15 protein-coding genes are annotated in these 16,520 nt (G+C 38.2%); all 15 read left to right on the forward strand.

The window, feature by feature from the left end; all coding sequences use genetic code 11:
• Positions 1–1,296 carry a type II and III secretion system protein family protein gene (locus ACXAFE_RS06905; protein ID WP_475150468.1) on the forward strand — a complete coding sequence of 432 codons (1,296 nt, stop codon included), beginning with the start codon at positions 1–3 and terminating at the stop codon, positions 1,294–1,296.
• Between the two features lie 5 nt (positions 1,297–1,301).
• Positions 1,302–3,041, forward strand: coding sequence for an ATPase, T2SS/T4P/T4SS family (locus tag ACXAFE_RS06910; protein WP_475150471.1), 1,740 nt, complete (start codon positions 1,302–1,304; stop codon positions 3,039–3,041).
• On the forward strand, positions 3,034–3,882 hold the full coding sequence (locus ACXAFE_RS06915; RefSeq protein WP_475150473.1) for a type II secretion system F family protein: 849 nt from the start codon (positions 3,034–3,036) through the stop codon (positions 3,880–3,882). The genes ACXAFE_RS06910 and ACXAFE_RS06915 overlap by 8 nt, the downstream gene beginning before the upstream one ends.
• Before the next feature lie 9 nt (positions 3,883–3,891).
• Positions 3,892–4,755, forward strand: coding sequence for a type II secretion system F family protein (locus ACXAFE_RS06920; protein WP_138629743.1), 864 nt, complete (start codon positions 3,892–3,894; stop codon positions 4,753–4,755).
• Complete coding sequence (locus tag ACXAFE_RS06925; RefSeq protein WP_475150476.1) at positions 4,756–5,100, forward strand: DUF192 domain-containing protein; 345 nt, start codon at positions 4,756–4,758, stop codon at positions 5,098–5,100.
• The gene (locus ACXAFE_RS06930; protein WP_475150478.1) at positions 5,091–5,594 is read left to right on the forward strand and encodes a tetratricopeptide repeat protein; all 504 of its coding nucleotides are present in this window, start codon (positions 5,091–5,093) and stop codon (positions 5,592–5,594) included. Before ACXAFE_RS06925 ends, ACXAFE_RS06930 begins: the two co-directional genes overlap by 10 nt.
• On the forward strand, positions 5,581–6,384 hold the full coding sequence (locus tag ACXAFE_RS06935) for a TadE family protein (RefSeq protein ID WP_475150481.1): 804 nt from the start codon (positions 5,581–5,583) through the stop codon (positions 6,382–6,384). Before ACXAFE_RS06930 ends, ACXAFE_RS06935 begins: the two co-directional genes overlap by 14 nt.
• A gap of 14 nt (positions 6,385–6,398) precedes the next feature.
• A complete protein-coding gene (locus ACXAFE_RS06940) occupies positions 6,399–10,562 on the forward strand; it encodes an IPT/TIG domain-containing protein (protein ID WP_475150483.1) in 4,164 nt (1,387 codons plus the stop codon).
• A gap of 46 nt (positions 10,563–10,608) precedes the next feature.
• The gene (locus tag ACXAFE_RS06945) at positions 10,609–11,064 is read left to right on the forward strand and encodes a hypothetical protein (protein WP_475150485.1); all 456 of its coding nucleotides are present in this window, start codon (positions 10,609–10,611) and stop codon (positions 11,062–11,064) included.
• A 131-nt stretch (positions 11,065–11,195) separates the two neighbouring features.
• On the forward strand, positions 11,196–11,894 hold the full coding sequence (locus ACXAFE_RS06950; protein ID WP_475150488.1) for an IPT/TIG domain-containing protein: 699 nt from the start codon (positions 11,196–11,198) through the stop codon (positions 11,892–11,894).
• 32 nt (positions 11,895–11,926) lie between these two features.
• Positions 11,927–12,352 (forward strand): hypothetical protein, encoded by a 426-nt coding sequence (locus tag ACXAFE_RS06955; protein WP_475150491.1) that lies wholly within the window; start codon positions 11,927–11,929, stop codon positions 12,350–12,352.
• 72 nt (positions 12,353–12,424) lie between these two features.
• A complete protein-coding gene (locus tag ACXAFE_RS06960; protein WP_475150495.1) occupies positions 12,425–14,458 on the forward strand; it encodes an IPT/TIG domain-containing protein in 2,034 nt (677 codons plus the stop codon).
• Between the two features lie 26 nt (positions 14,459–14,484).
• A complete protein-coding gene (locus ACXAFE_RS06965) occupies positions 14,485–14,943 on the forward strand; it encodes a hypothetical protein (protein ID WP_475150497.1) in 459 nt (152 codons plus the stop codon).
• Between the two features lie 22 nt (positions 14,944–14,965).
• The gene (locus tag ACXAFE_RS06970; RefSeq protein WP_475150499.1) at positions 14,966–15,658 is read left to right on the forward strand and encodes a hypothetical protein; all 693 of its coding nucleotides are present in this window, start codon (positions 14,966–14,968) and stop codon (positions 15,656–15,658) included.
• A gap of 116 nt (positions 15,659–15,774) precedes the next feature.
• Complete coding sequence (locus ACXAFE_RS06975) at positions 15,775–16,362, forward strand: hypothetical protein (RefSeq protein ID WP_475150501.1); 588 nt, start codon at positions 15,775–15,777, stop codon at positions 16,360–16,362.
• The last annotated feature ends 158 nt before the right edge of the window (positions 16,363–16,520 follow it).

The following is a 16,520-nucleotide window of genomic DNA, read 5'->3' on the forward strand; positions in this document are numbered from 1 at the left end:
ATGAGAAGTTTATTTTATTTAGCGATGTGTGTCGTAGCGCTTTTTCCTAGTTATTTGCTGGCAAGTATTAAACTTGATATGCATGTGGGTGCCATAGAAGTTTTGCCGGTTTCTAAAGTTACGCGAGTAGTGGTTGGTAAAGGTGGCATCGTTAGTGCAAAAGTATTAGATGACAACCGCTTACTGCTTATTGCAGAAGAGTTTGGACAGACTGAAATTCAAATTTGGGATGAGGCAAACAATACTAAAAAGATTTATGTCAACGTAGATTCGGTCAATATGGAGCAACTTGTCGAGCAAGTACGTGTACTAGTTGCAGGATTACCAGGTGTAAGCGCCAAACAAGTTGGCTCACTAGTCGTTTTAGAGGGTGAGGTGAGTAGCGAAACAATGAAACAAGCGCTTAAATTATCTCAGGTTATTCCAAACTTAACTTCAATGCTGAGTTTATCTCCTCAATCAGTTGATCTTAAACACATGATCCGCATGGATGTACAAATTGTTGAAATGCGTAACAACACATTAAAAAATGTAGGTGTAAAGTGGGACAATTCTATGGCAGGCCCTGCTTATGGTGGCGTAAAGAACTTTGTGCATAATGATTTATTTGCAACATATACACAAAGTGACATTGGCGACAAAATTGTTGAATCTATCGGTGATGTTGCAATCGGAGGCAACGGTTATGCGTCATTTGGAATTGTGACTGGACTTGCATCGCAAATTCAATTGTTAGACGAGCAGGGCGACTCTCGTACGTTGGCAAGACCGACGTTAAGCACTCGAAGCGGCGAAAAGGCTAAGTTTTTAGCGGGTGGTGAAGTTCCTATCCCAATTACTGATTCTAATGGTGGGCTTAATGTCGAATATAAAGAGTATGGTGTTAAATTAGAAATTGAGCCGACATCAGATGAAAGTGGCAACATCGTGTCTTATGTAAAAGCGGAAGTTAGTGCTATCGACCCATCGGTTACGGTTGCCGGTTATCCAGGTTTTCAAACCCGTGAAACCGAATCAGTTGTGAATGTAAGAAATGGTGAAACGCTCGTAATTTCTGGGCTTGTGAATAGTGACATGTCGAAATCTGTTAATAAAGTACCATTGTTAGGCGACATTCCAATTTTAGGAGAGCTCTTTAAATCTCGCGACTTTATCGACAAGAAAAGTGAGCTTGTGATACTAGTTACGCCAAAAATAGTGCCAATTGAAGACGAATCTCATCAAAATCGTTTAAAACGTGCTAAAGAGTTGATCGGTGACGCTGAAAAGCTCGAAATGTTTAATATCTTGGATTAATTATTATGTTTGAGATAAGTATAAAAACAGCTAAGGGTACAGATGTAGGCACAGTTCGTTGTAGTGAACCATCTTGTTTGATCGGTAAAGACAAGCATCATCACATTAAACTACACGGTTTTAAAGTGTCAAAAGAACACGCTAAATTATATTACCGTCCCGAAGGTATTTTTTTAGAAGACAGAGCGAGTCGTACAGGTACATTTGTTAATAGCCAAAAAATTGAGTCTGCAGGACCTTTATCGGAGTCTGATAGAATAGAAATTGGTGGTTATCATATTTACGTAAAAGCTGAAAACAAACATTCTTCAAATTCTAACCAATCGTTTAATACAAGCGCGTTAACAAATAGACCTTTAGGCGCAGACCTCGAAACTGACATTTCAGTTCCGAGCAAGCCAATGCCTGAAACTAAAATCGAAGGTCATGATTTGGCTCAAGGTGACAACGACGAGACACGACAAAAAATTAGAGAGCGTAACGAATGGCGTAAACGTGTTCACAAGGAGCTTATTAATCAGATTGATTTACGACGAGTCAATGTATCTGAAATGTCTGATGAGGAATTGCGCTCTCAAAGTGGAAATTTAATTTCAAACATAATTAAAGGATTAAATGTACCTCCGCATATTGATGGACAAGAGCTCGCTAAAGAGGTTTTGGATGAATCTGTTGGTTTAGGCCCTTTGGAAGCACTGGTCAACGACGAACATGTGTCTGAAATTATGGTAAACGCTTATGATGAGATCTTTTATGAACGTTCCGGAAAGCTTTTTCTTTCAGATATTAGCTTTACCGACCAACAAGCAGTGCTTAGTGCAATTGAGCGAATAGTGACTCCAATTGGGCGCCGCATCGATGAAGGGCAGCCAATGGTTGATGCGCGCTTAAAAGATGGTTCTCGAGTCAATGCAATAATTCCGCCATTAGCATTAAAGGGACCTTGCATCACAATTCGTAAGTTCATGGAAAAGAAGTTAGAGATAGAAGACCTCATTAACTTTGGTTCAATGAATGAAGATATGGCTAACTTTTTAAAAACAACTGTTTTAAATAAGCGAAATGTCGTTATTTCTGGTGGTACAGGTTCGGGTAAAACAACATTACTTAATGTATTATCTAATTTTATTCCAGATGATGAACGCATTATTACAGTTGAAGATGCAGCTGAATTAAAACTCTACCAGCCAAATTTAGTATCACTTGAAGCGCGCCCACCCAATCAAGAAGGCAAAGGTGCTGTTGAAATCCGAGATTTAGTCAAAAACTGTCTACGTATGCGCCCGGACAGAATTGTAGTAGGTGAGTGTCGAGGCGGTGAAGCGTTGGACATGCTGCAAGCAATGAATACGGGTCACGATGGCTCTTTAACTACCGCTCACGCAAACACTCCCCGAGACTGTATTTCCCGTCTTGAAGTCATGGTTATGATGGCGGGAATGGACTTACCAATAATGGCGATACGCGAACAAATCGGCTCAGCGGTTAATATGATTGTTCAACAATCACGTTTTAGTGATGGCTCAAGGCGTGTTACGTCGATTACAGAAGTTACAGGCGTAGAAGGCAACACCTTGCAATTGTCTGAAATCTTCAAATTTAAGCAAACAGGGTATGACCAGAACGGGAAGGTCGTTGGGCACTATATGGCTACAGGTATGGTGCCAGAGTTTTATGAAAACCTTCGCGATCGTGGTATCGATGTAGATCTTAGTATCTTCAAACCTGAGGTGCCAAATGTCTAGTGTCTTATTGATGGCAATAGTCGGTATATCCGTCGCTATTTTGGTGTTCGGCGGCTCTTTTATTTCACAAGAGTTAGCGCAAAAATACCATGAAACCTTCAAATACAATGCGAAGCGGAACCTTTCTGACATGTTTTTATTTATAGAGCCAGGAAAGCTTTTTGTTGGAAACATTGTCTTAATGGTTGTTACTTTTATTGTCGTATGGGCTTATACAGGCGCATGGTTTGTGGCGTTAATTGCAGTTATTGGCATGGCAATATTACCGCCTTATTTGTACAAGTATTTACAAAAACGACGTCGTAAAAAGTTTATTCAACAATTGCCTGATGGATTGAATATGATCTGCGCATCAATGCGCTCAGGTTCAAGTTTAATTAACGCCATAGAGGCTATGGTGCAAGAAGCTGAAGCGCCAATTTCTCAAGAGTTTTCGCTCTTTTTAAGAGAGCAGCGGTTGGGGGTCGATTTTATGGAAGCCCTAGACAACATGGTCGAACGAATGCCTGAACAAGACTTTAAACTGGTAGTTTCAGGTATGCAAATTTCGAAAGAAATCGGTGGCAATTTGGCTGAAACGCTCGAACGTCTAGGCGAGACTCTTAGAAAGAAAATTGAGATGGAAGGTAAAATTGATAGTTTAACTGCGCAAGGTCGAATTCAAGGAATTGTGATGACGTGTTTACCTATTTTTCTGGGATATGTGCTGTATCACATGGAGCCAGTTCATATGTCACGCTTATTTACAGAACCGATGGGATGGATTGTCATTGCGGGGTCATCAGTCATGTTGTACATCGGATATTTCTTTATTCAGAAAATAGTTAACATAGATGTTTAGAAGGTAAAAATGGTTTATTGGATACTTTTTTTCTTTGGCGCATCAATATGCCTAGGTATATATAGCGTTACTAAAATAAAACAGGAAGTGCCTGAAGATACGCGTGATTTTATGGACCCATTGCCACCATCGTTAAAGATTATATGGCCTTTGGTTAAAATTGCTTCCTATTATATCGGTGAACGTTTACCAATTGATTACTTGGTTAAAACCAATAAAAAACTGCAAATTTCAGGTCTTTCTTACATTATTTCAGCAGAAGACTACTTTGGCATTCGTCTTGTTGTGTCAATGATATGCGGTTTAATGACATGGTTTTGTTTATCTGCTTTGGACTCTATGTCGTTAGACTATATTGTTTTCGCGTTGATTGCTGGTTACTTTTTACCGTTAGTCACGTTAAGTGATTTGAAAAAGAAACGTCAATTAAAAATAGTTAAAGCGCTTCCTGTTTATCTGGACTTTATTACTATGGCGGTGGAAGCAGGCCTGAATTTAACAGGCGCGATAGCGCAATCCGTAGATAAAGGCCCTGATGGACCATTAAAGGTGGAGTTTGAAAAAGTAATGCGAGACTTACGTTCTGGTGTTGGCAAAATCGACGCATTTAGATCGATGGCTGAGCGTGTCCATATAAGTGAGATCAATAACTTAGTAAGTGCTTTAGCACAAGCTGAACGTACCGGTGCGAGTTTAGGTTCTACGTTACGTATACAAGCTGACCAAAGACGAGTAGAACGATTTCAGCGTGCTGAGAAAAAGGCTCTAGAAGCGCCAGTTAAACTTGTGTTTCCGCTTGTTGCATTCATATTTCCTGTGACATTTGCAATCTTATTTTTCCCAATAGTTATGAAATTTATATACGAAGTGTAAATGATGAGAGTTAGTAGACTGATCCTCGATGGTGAGTACATATCAGGTTTTGATTTGGGTATTGCAGATTCAATTTGGTTACGCCTTCGTGGATTGCTTGGACGCAAAATATCAAATAATTTTGGTCTAATTATTATGCCTTGTAATAGCATTCACACAATGTGGATGGCCTACGATATCGATGCGGTATTTTTGGATTCCAAAGGATGTATAACGTCAATACATCAACATTTAGCACCTTGGAAATTCGCGCGATGCAAAAACGCAAAAAATGTATTGGAGCTAAAGTCTGGTAACGCAGAAAAGCTAAAGTTAAAAGAAGGGAGTGTAATTACATGGGGTTAAAATCTATTCGATGCATCGCATTCGTGCTTGCAATAATACTCACTCATGGATGTTCAACTGCTAATGCACCGAAAAGTGCTGCACAAGAGAACAATATTGATTTATTAGTGTTAGAAGGTAATGCAGATACAGCGTACAAATCTGGTCATTTAGAACTAGCTGAAGGGCTTTATCGTCAATTGCTTTCGTATAAAAAAGATTATGCACCGGCATGGTTTCGGTTGGGAAATATTTACACCCGCACTAACCGTCTTGACGCGGCAGTTAATGCGTATCAAAACAGTATATCAAGTGACAACGAGCACGCAAAAGCTTGGCATAACCTTGCGATTGCACGTGTTAGACAAGCAACTGATGTTTTAATTGAAGCGCAGAATCATTTGGTGGTAGACACCGCAGCGAAAGATAGAATGGACCAACTATTTCTTGAGCTAATGCGGATCCAATCGTCTAAAAATCAGGGACCGAAAGTAGCGAGTTATGAAAACTTATAACGTTAAAAGGGGGCAATTGGGACAATCGATGGCTGAGTTTTCAATCAGTCTGCCATTTTTAGCTCCGATCGTACTTGTATTAATTATGCTTTTAATTCAATGGGCGACGATTTACCGAGACAAAATGACTTTAAACGCAGCAACGTTTGATGCTGTGAGATCGGGAACATTAAATCACGGTAGTATGGCTAAAATGCGAGAAGCGCTCGCACAAGGTATGACGCCATTATTTATGCGTGATGAGTCCTCTGGTGTTGAGGTCGGTAGGGCTTATTTGCTTGCAAGAGCTTATGTTGAAGGGAGCAATATGCTTGGCGTAGGCGCGCAAATTAAACAATTACACCCTACCAACGAAGTCTACGAGAAACATAAGGTTTTAAGAAAAGATGGAAGCGGCAATGTCTGGTATGAAATCCCAAACGATAATTTAATGTATCGAAATCCAGTACAAAAGCATATTAAAGGTGATGTGTTTCTCAATGTACAAGATGCCAATTTACTCAAGATAGAAGTAAATTGGTGTAAAAAACTTGAAGTGCCAATTGCCAATTGGGTAATCGGTAAAATCTTAACGTTCACCGACGTTTCTATTAATCCATTTGACGCAAAATATGTAAATTATGTACCGAGTACTCATCAACTTGGTTGTAATGCGCTCGGCTTAGTATCGGGCGCCGACGGTACATTCAATATTAACGAGTATTACATTTCACTTAAGTCATATGCGATTGCACGAATGCAAACCCCATATAGACAACAAGATTCATCTATACCGGATATAAAAGATTAGAAAAAGGACAACTAATGAAGACTAAAACGCTTATAGCGATGTTTTTGAGTGGTGTAATTTCACTCGGATTAGCTGGATGTAACGACCCAATAGAAACAGAACCTGACACGGTGCAACCAGATGATGGAAATGGGGGGACTGATGATGGAAACGGAAATGATGGCACTGATGGTAATGACGGTGGAGATGTAATCGATCCTTCGACAGGTACATGGGAAAACAATGACGAAGATGGGGATGGTACACCTGATTTAGAAGATGACTTACCTTTCGACCCTAACGAAAACAGTTATCCAGAGTTCTTTGAACAGGAACCCAATGACAATCCATCAATTGCTAATCCAGTAAGCTTAGAACATGGGTTTATTGTTAATGGTGTGATTTCTTCAAACCTTGATAAAGGTGATCTATTCGCGTTTGAAGTACAAGACACAAAATTTATTACCGCGATTTTTAGAACAAATGCACAAAGGTTTTCACCACAAGTTTATTTGTCAAATGCAGACGGTGAAGTGCTTGAATCTTATGAAATGTATCGTTCAGTAAGTCCAAACGTTGTGATTGTTAACTTTCAAATTCAAAATGCCGGCACATATAACCTAAGTGTAATGGATAACAATTACGCCGGTGGTAGCGACCTAATATACAACGTAAGTGTTTTTACCGATGAAGATGTAGACGCTTTTGATGACATGAAGGAATATGCATTTGGATCTAGTCTAGTATCTCAAGATAACGATAAAGATGGGATTAAGGACGGCTTTGAGTACGCGCTTATGGCTGCACCAAGTCATATTGATTTCGACGAGGATGGTATTCCAAACTGGTTCGATGAAGATGCGGATGGAGACGGATTTGGTGATGAAATTGAAGGTATCAACGATCTAAATAACGATTTTTTCCCAAATTACATTGATAGGGATTCGGACGGAAACAATATTGACGATCAGTTGGAAAGTGGCGACCCAAAAAATCCGAATAATTTTGACAATGACTCGTTTATCGACCACTTAGATTTAGATGATGACAATGATGATATTCTTGATATATATGACCAAAAGCGTTTAGAACGCGCGTCGCGTATTACCGCTATCGAAGAAAACGGCATCATGCTGCGCTGGACGAATAATGTAACGTCAACAGCTTATACGGTAAGGGATTTTGTTAGAGCTGGAGACAAGGCTGAGTTAATCGTAAGTGGTTTAACAGAACAAACTCAGAATGTTGTGGTGTCATACAAAATAAACGGCGTCGTAACAAATTCAAAGCCTCAAATCACGCAAGATCAAGATAATAATTATAGATTGACGTTAGAGGTACCAAATACTGTTGGTAATGGTTACCTAAAAGTAGCCTATGAAGGAGATTACATTTCTGAGGAAATGCCTTTCACTGTACACGAATCAAGTTTACCGCTGTTGTCTAATGAGATTAGAACGATAGGAGAAAAAGATTTGCTAACGTTATCAGGTGATAATTTTGATAACGACACAAGTGTGTTTTTTGGTAGTAAAGCGGCTAAAGCAAACTTGATTGACGAAAACACAATCACGGTACAAGTGCCAGAGGGCATCACTGGTGGTTCATACTGGGTAACTAACACACATGGCGCAAGTAACGCTGTTAGTTACATATTGAACACAAATGTTGAATTTAATGTAACGTCAAACAATGTAAAGGAAATTACCCATATCGGTGGAATCTTACCCAGCCATGGTTCCGCTATAACGGGAAATACATTTGATCACCAAGTACTCGGTACCCAACCTGAAGTGATTTATAGCTATACAGTAAATCAACAAGGTGATCGTGAAACTTATTTGAGTGCATTGTTGGTTCCTGGACAGCGTAAAATTGAATTTAGTGACGAATCTACAGCGAGTGCAGCACTGGTTGCTTATCTTGATTTAATGTTATTAGGTTCGGGTATTGGACCACAGGAATTTTTAGAAAAAGTAGCTGAATTTGAGGAGTATAAAGACTATATCGAACAGTCTGTGGTTTATTTAAAACAAGACTCGGCGTTTTTCTCGTTTACTGAGCCTCGTCAGGAACGTATTGCGCTATTGAACCAATATGGACGTAAAATTTTAGATAAAGTAACTAGGCCTAACAGTACCGAAAAGCATCGAGTTGCTAAAGCCAATGGTGAAACTGGCGCGACAAATAAATTTATTTCTACCAACACAGATACGTCAATTGAACCAAGTATTGTTTCTTACCCTGAAACCAACGGAACTTGGGCGCTTTTTGATATGTCTATGGAGGCAACTACCTTTCTTGAGAATAAGTTTGTTGCCGGACATAAGTGTGGTGAAGGCGTAGACCCTAAATGGCACGAAGTGCTTCATTATGATGGCTGTGTCGAGTTACAAAACCGAAGCCAATTGTACTTAAGTTACCGTGTATATGAGGTAAACCCCATGACCGGTAACTTAAAAGACGGTGCTTTAAATAACCCACTTCAAGAGCATGTCGATACGCCTTATCACAAAGATATGATGGGACCTACGAGCGGCACTTTCCTTGGATTAGAATTTTGGTCAGCTGATTCATTAATTGATAAATGCGTTTATAAAGACTGCTTGTATCAAATAATCACGCCTGGTGTAGATGGCATCTATGGCATCAGTCCTTTTAGTTTAAAAGGTACCGAAAGTTATAATTTATCGGGCCAAAAAGCTAAGAAAATGTTAGCGATTAGAACGATCATCGATAACATTGTAATTCGCTTTTACAATACGCTAATTGATGCAGTTGGAATTGGTATACCAGCTGACAACGCCACAAAAGCTAAAATGGTACGCGATGTTATTATGGCAGTATATCAGCATATGCCTGCAATCACAGATCAGGTTGAAGCTCTAGCCGCTAAGGACACTGTGACCGAGCAGGATTGGAAGGATCTTGCATATAATATTGGTCAAGAACTTTATAAGAAAGAAATTCAACCAATTCTAACGATGGATATGAGTAAATTGCCAAACATACCGGTAGGCCCAGCTACTCAAGCGATACTTTCTGCCTATGAAATTCAAATGCCTGATTTTAGGAAGGCACTTGCTGAAAAGCTTGCTAAGAAATTATTCCCTGGTTGGGGGGCCATAGACACGGCATACGATGCGTCGATGGTTGCGTCCGCAATGATAGATATGGCTAAAACACTAAAAGATATGGCGGCGGTTCCGACAAAAATTGATTATGTTGTTTCGTGGGGGCTAACGCTTTCAGACATTACACCGCGAACAATTTTCAAAGATAATACCCAAAAATCATTTGAGATTGTCGGCAGTGGTATGGCTGTTGTAAAAGGGATTTGGGACGACGAACCAGAGGTAATTGTTATTGATAGCGTCACGGGTAAAGAGCTCGATACAGATGTTCAATATGTAAACAAAGAGGGTACAAAACTAACATTTACACTCGATAATATCCAACAGATTGAAGAGGCGGTTGGTCCTCTCACAGTTTATGTTAGACATCGAGGTGACGAAGCAAAGTTAGGTTATGAAATACTGATTGATTCTAGTCTTTCAATCACAAATGTAACACCTAACAAAGCGCCCCCCGGAACTGAGGTAACAATTGAAGGCGTCGGGTTCAGTACGAAAATATCAGATAATAAAGTCACTTTCACAGGCCCGAATGACTCGCGGATTAGTGCCACGATTGTTTCAGCCACTACCGAAGTGCTCGTAGTTAAAGTACCGAATCAGGTTCAAACTGGCTTTATTACTGTAGAAGTAAATGGCGATTTAAGTAACGAATATCCTTTCTTCGGTCCAAGTCAGCTAGAAATTATATTTGGCGACAACGGTAACTTTAATGATGACGTTTACAAACTATCTGTTAATGGTGCGGTTAAATATGACAATAGTTCTCCAAAACGAAAAGTAGGACCTGTCTATGTATCTCTAGATGAGGGAACACACTCAGTTGAACTTACAGGTATCCGAGCTGATGATGGAATTGGTACATACTACATACAGTTCGGCGGTGATGTTATAAGTGTTTCCGGCGATGCGCAGTCAGGCAGAGATTTATGTCCAGATGTTGTTAAGCGCTATCAAGTAGAAGTAGGTCAATCAGGCACTCATTATCAAGCAGTTACACAACAAGTAATGGTAAAACAATCTGAATTTGCACGCTCAACAGATGACGAATGTGCAGCGAAATAGTTAATCTAAATAAAGCCCTTTTTTAAGGGCTTTTATAGGAGTTGAAATGAAAAAATTATTCTGTGTTGTATTCTTGTTTTCACTAGGTCACGTATATGCTTCGGAATATAGTGAGCAAGAAAACCAATGTGCAACAGCGTCAGACATTGTAACGAACCAAGACTATGATACGTTTAAATCATTTTTACCGGAGGTACTGTCGAATAATACCGGTGCGCTTGAACGTTTGGTTACAAAACAACATAACAAGTACTTTGGCTCTCGATATAACGGCATAGCTAACTTTAAAACAACTGATTATGAGCTCATAAAGCAACCTCAAAGTCATAAGGTTTCTTCAGTTCGAAGGAGTCATGAAAAATGGGGGGCCACTAAGCTGTTACGAATCAGGTATACATTTGATACAACGATAGTAAGAACTCAAAAAGAACAATCAGTTGGTGGATATTGTGAGTTTGGCTATATAGATGATAACTGGTATATGCTGAACTTACTTAAATAGAGCGCAAAAGTCATTTGTTAGAGAAGTATTTAAAGCTTGTATAAAGGTCAACTCGCGCTCAAGTTTGATTCTAACAATACATGACCTTAACTGGTAAAACAGTGTATTTAATTACTTAGTAAAGGATAAAGATGAGTAAGATAGCAAATTTGTTATTTCTTACGCTGTTTACAACCAATGTAATGGCGTCTGGGTCAGTATTAAGTAGTCAAACTGAAAAAGACACAGATCATGATAAAGTGTTTGATATCTATGACAGTTCGCCAGAGCAAAAAGCTAAAACAATGTCGATTGAGGACTTACCAATAATTCAATTGTCACGAGTATCAGGTAACTTTAATAACAAACTTGAAAAAGGACGTTATCGCATAAATGATACAGTTATGATTTCCGGTATGGGTTTAAACCAATTAAAAGAACCCGTTGTGGTAATTTACAATAATCAAGTGACTTATAACATAAAGCAAGTAGAGTTAGTTCAAAAGGGCATCTCATTCAAATTAAAGATACCTAAATCAACTTATAAAGTATTTGTTTATAGTGACAATCAAAGAACTAATGAAATTGATTTAGAACCTTTTAGCGCAAATACGCCACTCATTTTTGGAGGTACCTCTGTTATCTTAAACAAAAGTAAAGAATTTACCATAACGGGTACTGGATTTGATACAGATACAAAGGTTGAATTTGGTGATATAAGTATTAAACCTACGCGAGTATCAAACGATTCATTGTCATTTAAAGTTCCAAAGTCAACGAATGTTCGTGATTTTCAAGTACGCAACAAATTTGCACAAAGTAATAGTATTCGCGTATTCAAGTATAATTAACGATTTACATACCAAGCTAAACAAGGACTGTGATGACATTTAGATGGACTATTTTAGCGCTAGCATTGTCTAGCGCACCTTTAATTGCATCACCAAACTACGGTATCGCTGCCAAAAATAATCAAGATCCAATTTTTATAGAAAAATGCGATGTTTATCAACAAGCGCAAAAAGAGGCAGACTTAGAAACTCTAAAGTCATTTGTAGATAAAGTGTGGTTTGAAGGTGATAAAGCCAAAAGAGCCGAGCAAGCTCTGTTAAAGAAAGCAGCCCGCTTTGAACAAAGAGTGTCAAAAGCCGGTAACTATATCGTTAAAGAAAAGCGTCTTTCAGACAAAACGCAAGATAACATCGCACAAGTACTCATAAACTGGACAAATGGGGACAAATTTTCATCAAACGACGGTTGTGTTTTTGAAAAAATAAAAGATAGCAATTTATGGAGAATTCACTTATAGCGTTTTTATTTACGAAGGTTGCTCCATAATGACGGTTTAACTGAGAACATAAATAATGTAACAAGGATTGTTATGATTTATCAATTAGCGTTAATAGCGCTCATATTATATAACGCAGGCGCATCTGCTGCGCCAATTGCTCAAATCGAAACGCCTAAGGGGACTTGGGAGAACAAAGACGAAGATGGCGATGGGGTTTTAGATGAAAACGATGATTACCCATTCGATCCTCGTCAATCGCAATACCCTGTTTACCTTGAGCAGGAGCCAAACGATAATCCCAGCATAGCAACGCCGATTAAACTCGTTCAAGGAGTGCGTGTAAAAGGGGCAATATCTTCAAATCTAGATAAGGGAGATTTATATCAATTTGAAGTAGCAGAGCGTAAATCGTTAACTGCCGTTTTTTACACCAATTCAAAAGATTTTAAACCGCAAGTATATGTTTCAAATGAAAGCGGTCGCGTAATCGATGAAATCTTTTTGTACAAATACCAAAAACCTAATATTTACGTTGTTAACTTTCCAATTTTTACTGCGGGTAAGTATCAGTTAAGTGTTATTGATGAAAACTACGCAGGTACAGCTAATTTTACGTACGAAATTGTATTTTTTTCTGATCGTGACGTCGATGGGCTAGACGATCTCAAAGAAATTGCATTTGGCGCTGACACACAATCAAATGATCAGGATAAAGATAAGATCCTCGATGGAATGGAGTTTAATCAATTTAATAGAGATCTCGACGGCGATGGCATTCCAAATTGGTTAGATACCGACTCTGATAACGATACATTTAGCGACCGCATCGAAGGTTCAAACGACCTCGACAATGATGGCATGCCTAATTATCTCGATAAGGATGCTGATGGTAATGATCTAGAAGATAAATTAGAAAGCGGCCTTAGCAATAAACCAAACAATTTTGATAATGATCGTTTTATTGATCACCTAGATTTAGATGATGATAATGACGGTGTATTTGATATGTACGATAAATATAGGCTTGAAAAACTAAAAGTTAAGCCGTGGCAACGAACAGGCGGTTTATCAATTACCTCACTTGATACACTGTTTGATAACAGTAAAGTAAATTATTTTACACGGGCTAATGATGAGATTGAGCTAATAGTTGAAGACTATCTGGAATCCATTGAAAACCCAGTCGTTATAATAAAAACTAAGAAAGGGCAGCACTACAACGTAATTGCCAGCAAAGTAAATAAAATAAACGATAAAACCATCATGAGATTTGTTATGCCAAATGCAAGTGGTGATGCAAACGTATCTATCGTTGCGGACAGATTTAAGTCAGAGCCTTACCCAGTTGAAATTAAAAGTGGGCAGTTACCATTATTATCAGCGCTAAACCCTAAAGTACTAATTCCTGGTGAAGTGATCGTGTTAAACGGCGACAATTTTGATAATGATACTAGTGTACTGTTTGAAAGCATGCCAGTTAAAGCAGCTATGATTTCACCTAACGAAATCACGGTACGCGTACCACATAATGTAGCGGGTAGTAGTTACTCAGTTACAAATCGACATGGCCGAAGTAATTACGTTAATTATAGTGTTCAGCAATCTATTGCGTTTAACGTAAGTGAAAAATACGCAAAACCAATTGATGCAATTGGTGGTATTTACTCCACAATGGCAAAGCCTATTAAGAGTGATACATTCCTCTTAACCAAAACCGATGAACAGTCACAAGTTGTTTTTACTTACACCAAAAACAACCTTGGTGAGTTACAGGCATACTTAAGCGCAGTTCATTTTAATGGTCAAACGCGCGTAGACTTTAGCGTTGAATCCACAGCAATTGCCTGTATTGTGTTGCCGATGACACACGTTTACCAATCCAAAGGGTTAAGTACAAAAGAATTTATAACAATAATCCAAGCGTCTAATATATATGAGCGTTATATAGACGAGGCAACAGAGCATATAAAGCAGGATAGTTCGTTTTTTAGTTATAAAAATAGAACCCAACAAACCGAAGATTTTATCGCTAAATATGAAGTAATGTTCGAAAAGCGTTATCGCAAGCACTTGCTAAGAAAAGCTAAATATCTGACAAAAGTACGCAGCTTGCCTGAAAGTTAGTTCACTAAAATAATAAGGACGTTAATATGTTAAAGCCATTTATAACAATAACAGCGATTACGCTATCATCCTATGCCCATGCAGCAATTGATGTCGCTATACCCAAAGAAAACTGTTTAAAGGCCGTTGAGATAGTAAAAAACAAAGACGTTGAATTAATGAAAAGTATCTATATTCCGCTTGACGTACCTGATTCGGATTTGAAAAAGGCTATTAACAAGGTTCATGACTGGGCTTATCTTAAAAGCTATTCAGGAGTAAATAATTTTATTGTTCACGATGTTAGAGTTTTTGAAAACGCAAAGCAATCGGACAACTATGTAGTTAAAAGTTCCGCTCAGCGACGAGGCCATGATGTTGAGGTATGGGTAAGGTATTCATTCGAAACTATCGATCGCACTACAAATGCTGAAGCGACTAGGGGAGGTCACTGTAAATTCGCGCTCTTAGATAACAAGTGGTACATGATCAACTTATTAAAATAAAAAGGATTGTGGTAAACACCCCATGGAAGAAACGATAACAACCGACAATACACATTGGTTTAAATACACCGACTTTAACGGTAAAAATGAGCTGTGTGAAAACAGTATTATCCAATTAAGAGTAACAAAGATATTTTATCCATTACCTTTTTGGCTTGAACTTATTTTCTTTGTACTACTGTTAGCAGTTTCGCTGTTTCCACTAGTTAATCATCACGTTGCAATAGTTAATATTGCTTTTAGAGACTTAACCTTAGTCTATCTGCCCATTGTGCCATGTTATTTAGTTTTACGAATGATACTGGTGAATGTGTACTATCAAACTGGTAGCAAACTGTTTGTGTCAGTCAGTAACAGCGCGTTAGTGCTGCCTGCAAATCGCTTAATTGGTCATAAAAAAGGGCAATTGACGTTGTGCAAAAACGATATCGAAAATATTCATGTGCATTATATGCAAAACACTAAAAGTAAAAGCCTTTCATGTAGAGCTTTACAGTTGTGCATTGATACAAATTCAGGTCAATCAATCGTTTTAAAAGTAGATTACTTTCCACTTCAACCTATGGTTTATTTACTAACTTATTTTTCTTACCCGCTTAGTTTCGAAAGAACACATTTTGGTATATTAAAAATGGCACGTATGTTTATGTTAATCATCCCAGTACTTTGTGTAATTGCGATAAACGGAGCATTATTCAGTGATAGCTTTTTATAACAAGAGTAAATTTTGAACAATATGTGGTAAGTTTGAACTATCTAATTTGCATCGTTTGTATTATACCAAGCTTATATGGCATCTAATTATTCCTAACACACGTAAGATATTTCCAAATGAATATCGAAGAGTTACTTAAAAACCAACACCAAGTATGTTTAGCGCATACTCGGCGAATACCTTATACACGTTTTACCTCATTTTTAATCATGTTGATTGCATCAGTGGTTATTGCATTTTTTATCGATGCTGGTCCGCGATATAATACACGGGAATCACAAACAAGCGTTTTATTAGCGGCAACACCGTTTATTTTTATATTGTTAGTGTGGTTACAGGCTTTTTTTCAGCGTAGTAACTGTTATAACTCAGATGTGTTTATTACCCGTAAAGGCGTGAGTATTCCTGATTTAAAAGGGCAGCAAGACTACTTTATAAAATATGCCAATATCGTAAGTATTAACGTGTATTATCTACCGCTAACCCCATTATTCAAATTTGGTCCATACATTACAACGCACTTTTCCCTAACGGATATATTAAACGTATCTCACGGGGTGCATACATTTAACACCAAAAATTCAGAATTGTTCATTGCGTTTTTAAAGGCGCGCGGGGTAAAGGTCAAATATCGTATCGCACGTTGGCCTGTTATTTATATTTTGTTGTTTCCATTGTTTTTTGCGCTTTCGTGGCTGGTATAAAATTAGTTTTGAGATCGTTAATTATGTACTTGAAAAAACAAAGCACCGTCATTATCAACGCTGTGTGTTAATAGTCGAGAAAAACACACTTTTGTGTAATATTTTTATAAACATCTTTATTAATAAATGGTATATGACTAACTTAATAAAGTAGTCAC

This window comes from Pseudoalteromonas sp. ABV4_021, assembly GCF_056159365.1.

What these genes read in the sequence shown, in the direction of transcription:
- ACXAFE_RS06970 (WP_475150499.1), top strand. Translation starts at nt 14,966, where the DNA reads ATGGAAGAAACGATAACAACCGACAATACACATTGGTTTAAATACACC.
- ACXAFE_RS06930 (WP_475150478.1), top strand. Translation starts at nt 5,091, where the DNA reads ATGGGGTTAAAATCTATTCGATGCATCGCATTCGTGCTTGCAATAATA.
- ACXAFE_RS06915 (WP_475150473.1), top strand. Translation starts at nt 3,034, where the DNA reads ATGTCTAGTGTCTTATTGATGGCAATAGTCGGTATATCCGTCGCTATT.
- ACXAFE_RS06905 (WP_475150468.1), top strand. Translation starts at nt 1, where the DNA reads ATGAGAAGTTTATTTTATTTAGCGATGTGTGTCGTAGCGCTTTTTCCT.
- ACXAFE_RS06975 (WP_475150501.1), top strand. Translation starts at nt 15,775, where the DNA reads ATGAATATCGAAGAGTTACTTAAAAACCAACACCAAGTATGTTTAGCG.
- ACXAFE_RS06950 (WP_475150488.1), top strand. Translation starts at nt 11,196, where the DNA reads ATGAGTAAGATAGCAAATTTGTTATTTCTTACGCTGTTTACAACCAAT.
- ACXAFE_RS06910 (WP_475150471.1), top strand. Translation starts at nt 1,302, where the DNA reads ATGTTTGAGATAAGTATAAAAACAGCTAAGGGTACAGATGTAGGCACA.
- ACXAFE_RS06945 (WP_475150485.1), top strand. Translation starts at nt 10,609, where the DNA reads ATGAAAAAATTATTCTGTGTTGTATTCTTGTTTTCACTAGGTCACGTA.
- ACXAFE_RS06935 (WP_475150481.1), top strand. Translation starts at nt 5,581, where the DNA reads ATGAAAACTTATAACGTTAAAAGGGGGCAATTGGGACAATCGATGGCT.
- ACXAFE_RS06920 (WP_138629743.1), top strand. Translation starts at nt 3,892, where the DNA reads ATGGTTTATTGGATACTTTTTTTCTTTGGCGCATCAATATGCCTAGGT.
- ACXAFE_RS06925 (WP_475150476.1), top strand. Translation starts at nt 4,756, where the DNA reads ATGATGAGAGTTAGTAGACTGATCCTCGATGGTGAGTACATATCAGGT.
- ACXAFE_RS06960 (WP_475150495.1), top strand. Translation starts at nt 12,425, where the DNA reads ATGATTTATCAATTAGCGTTAATAGCGCTCATATTATATAACGCAGGC.
- ACXAFE_RS06955 (WP_475150491.1), top strand. Translation starts at nt 11,927, where the DNA reads ATGACATTTAGATGGACTATTTTAGCGCTAGCATTGTCTAGCGCACCT.
- ACXAFE_RS06965 (WP_475150497.1), top strand. Translation starts at nt 14,485, where the DNA reads ATGTTAAAGCCATTTATAACAATAACAGCGATTACGCTATCATCCTAT.
- ACXAFE_RS06940 (WP_475150483.1), top strand. Translation starts at nt 6,399, where the DNA reads ATGAAGACTAAAACGCTTATAGCGATGTTTTTGAGTGGTGTAATTTCA.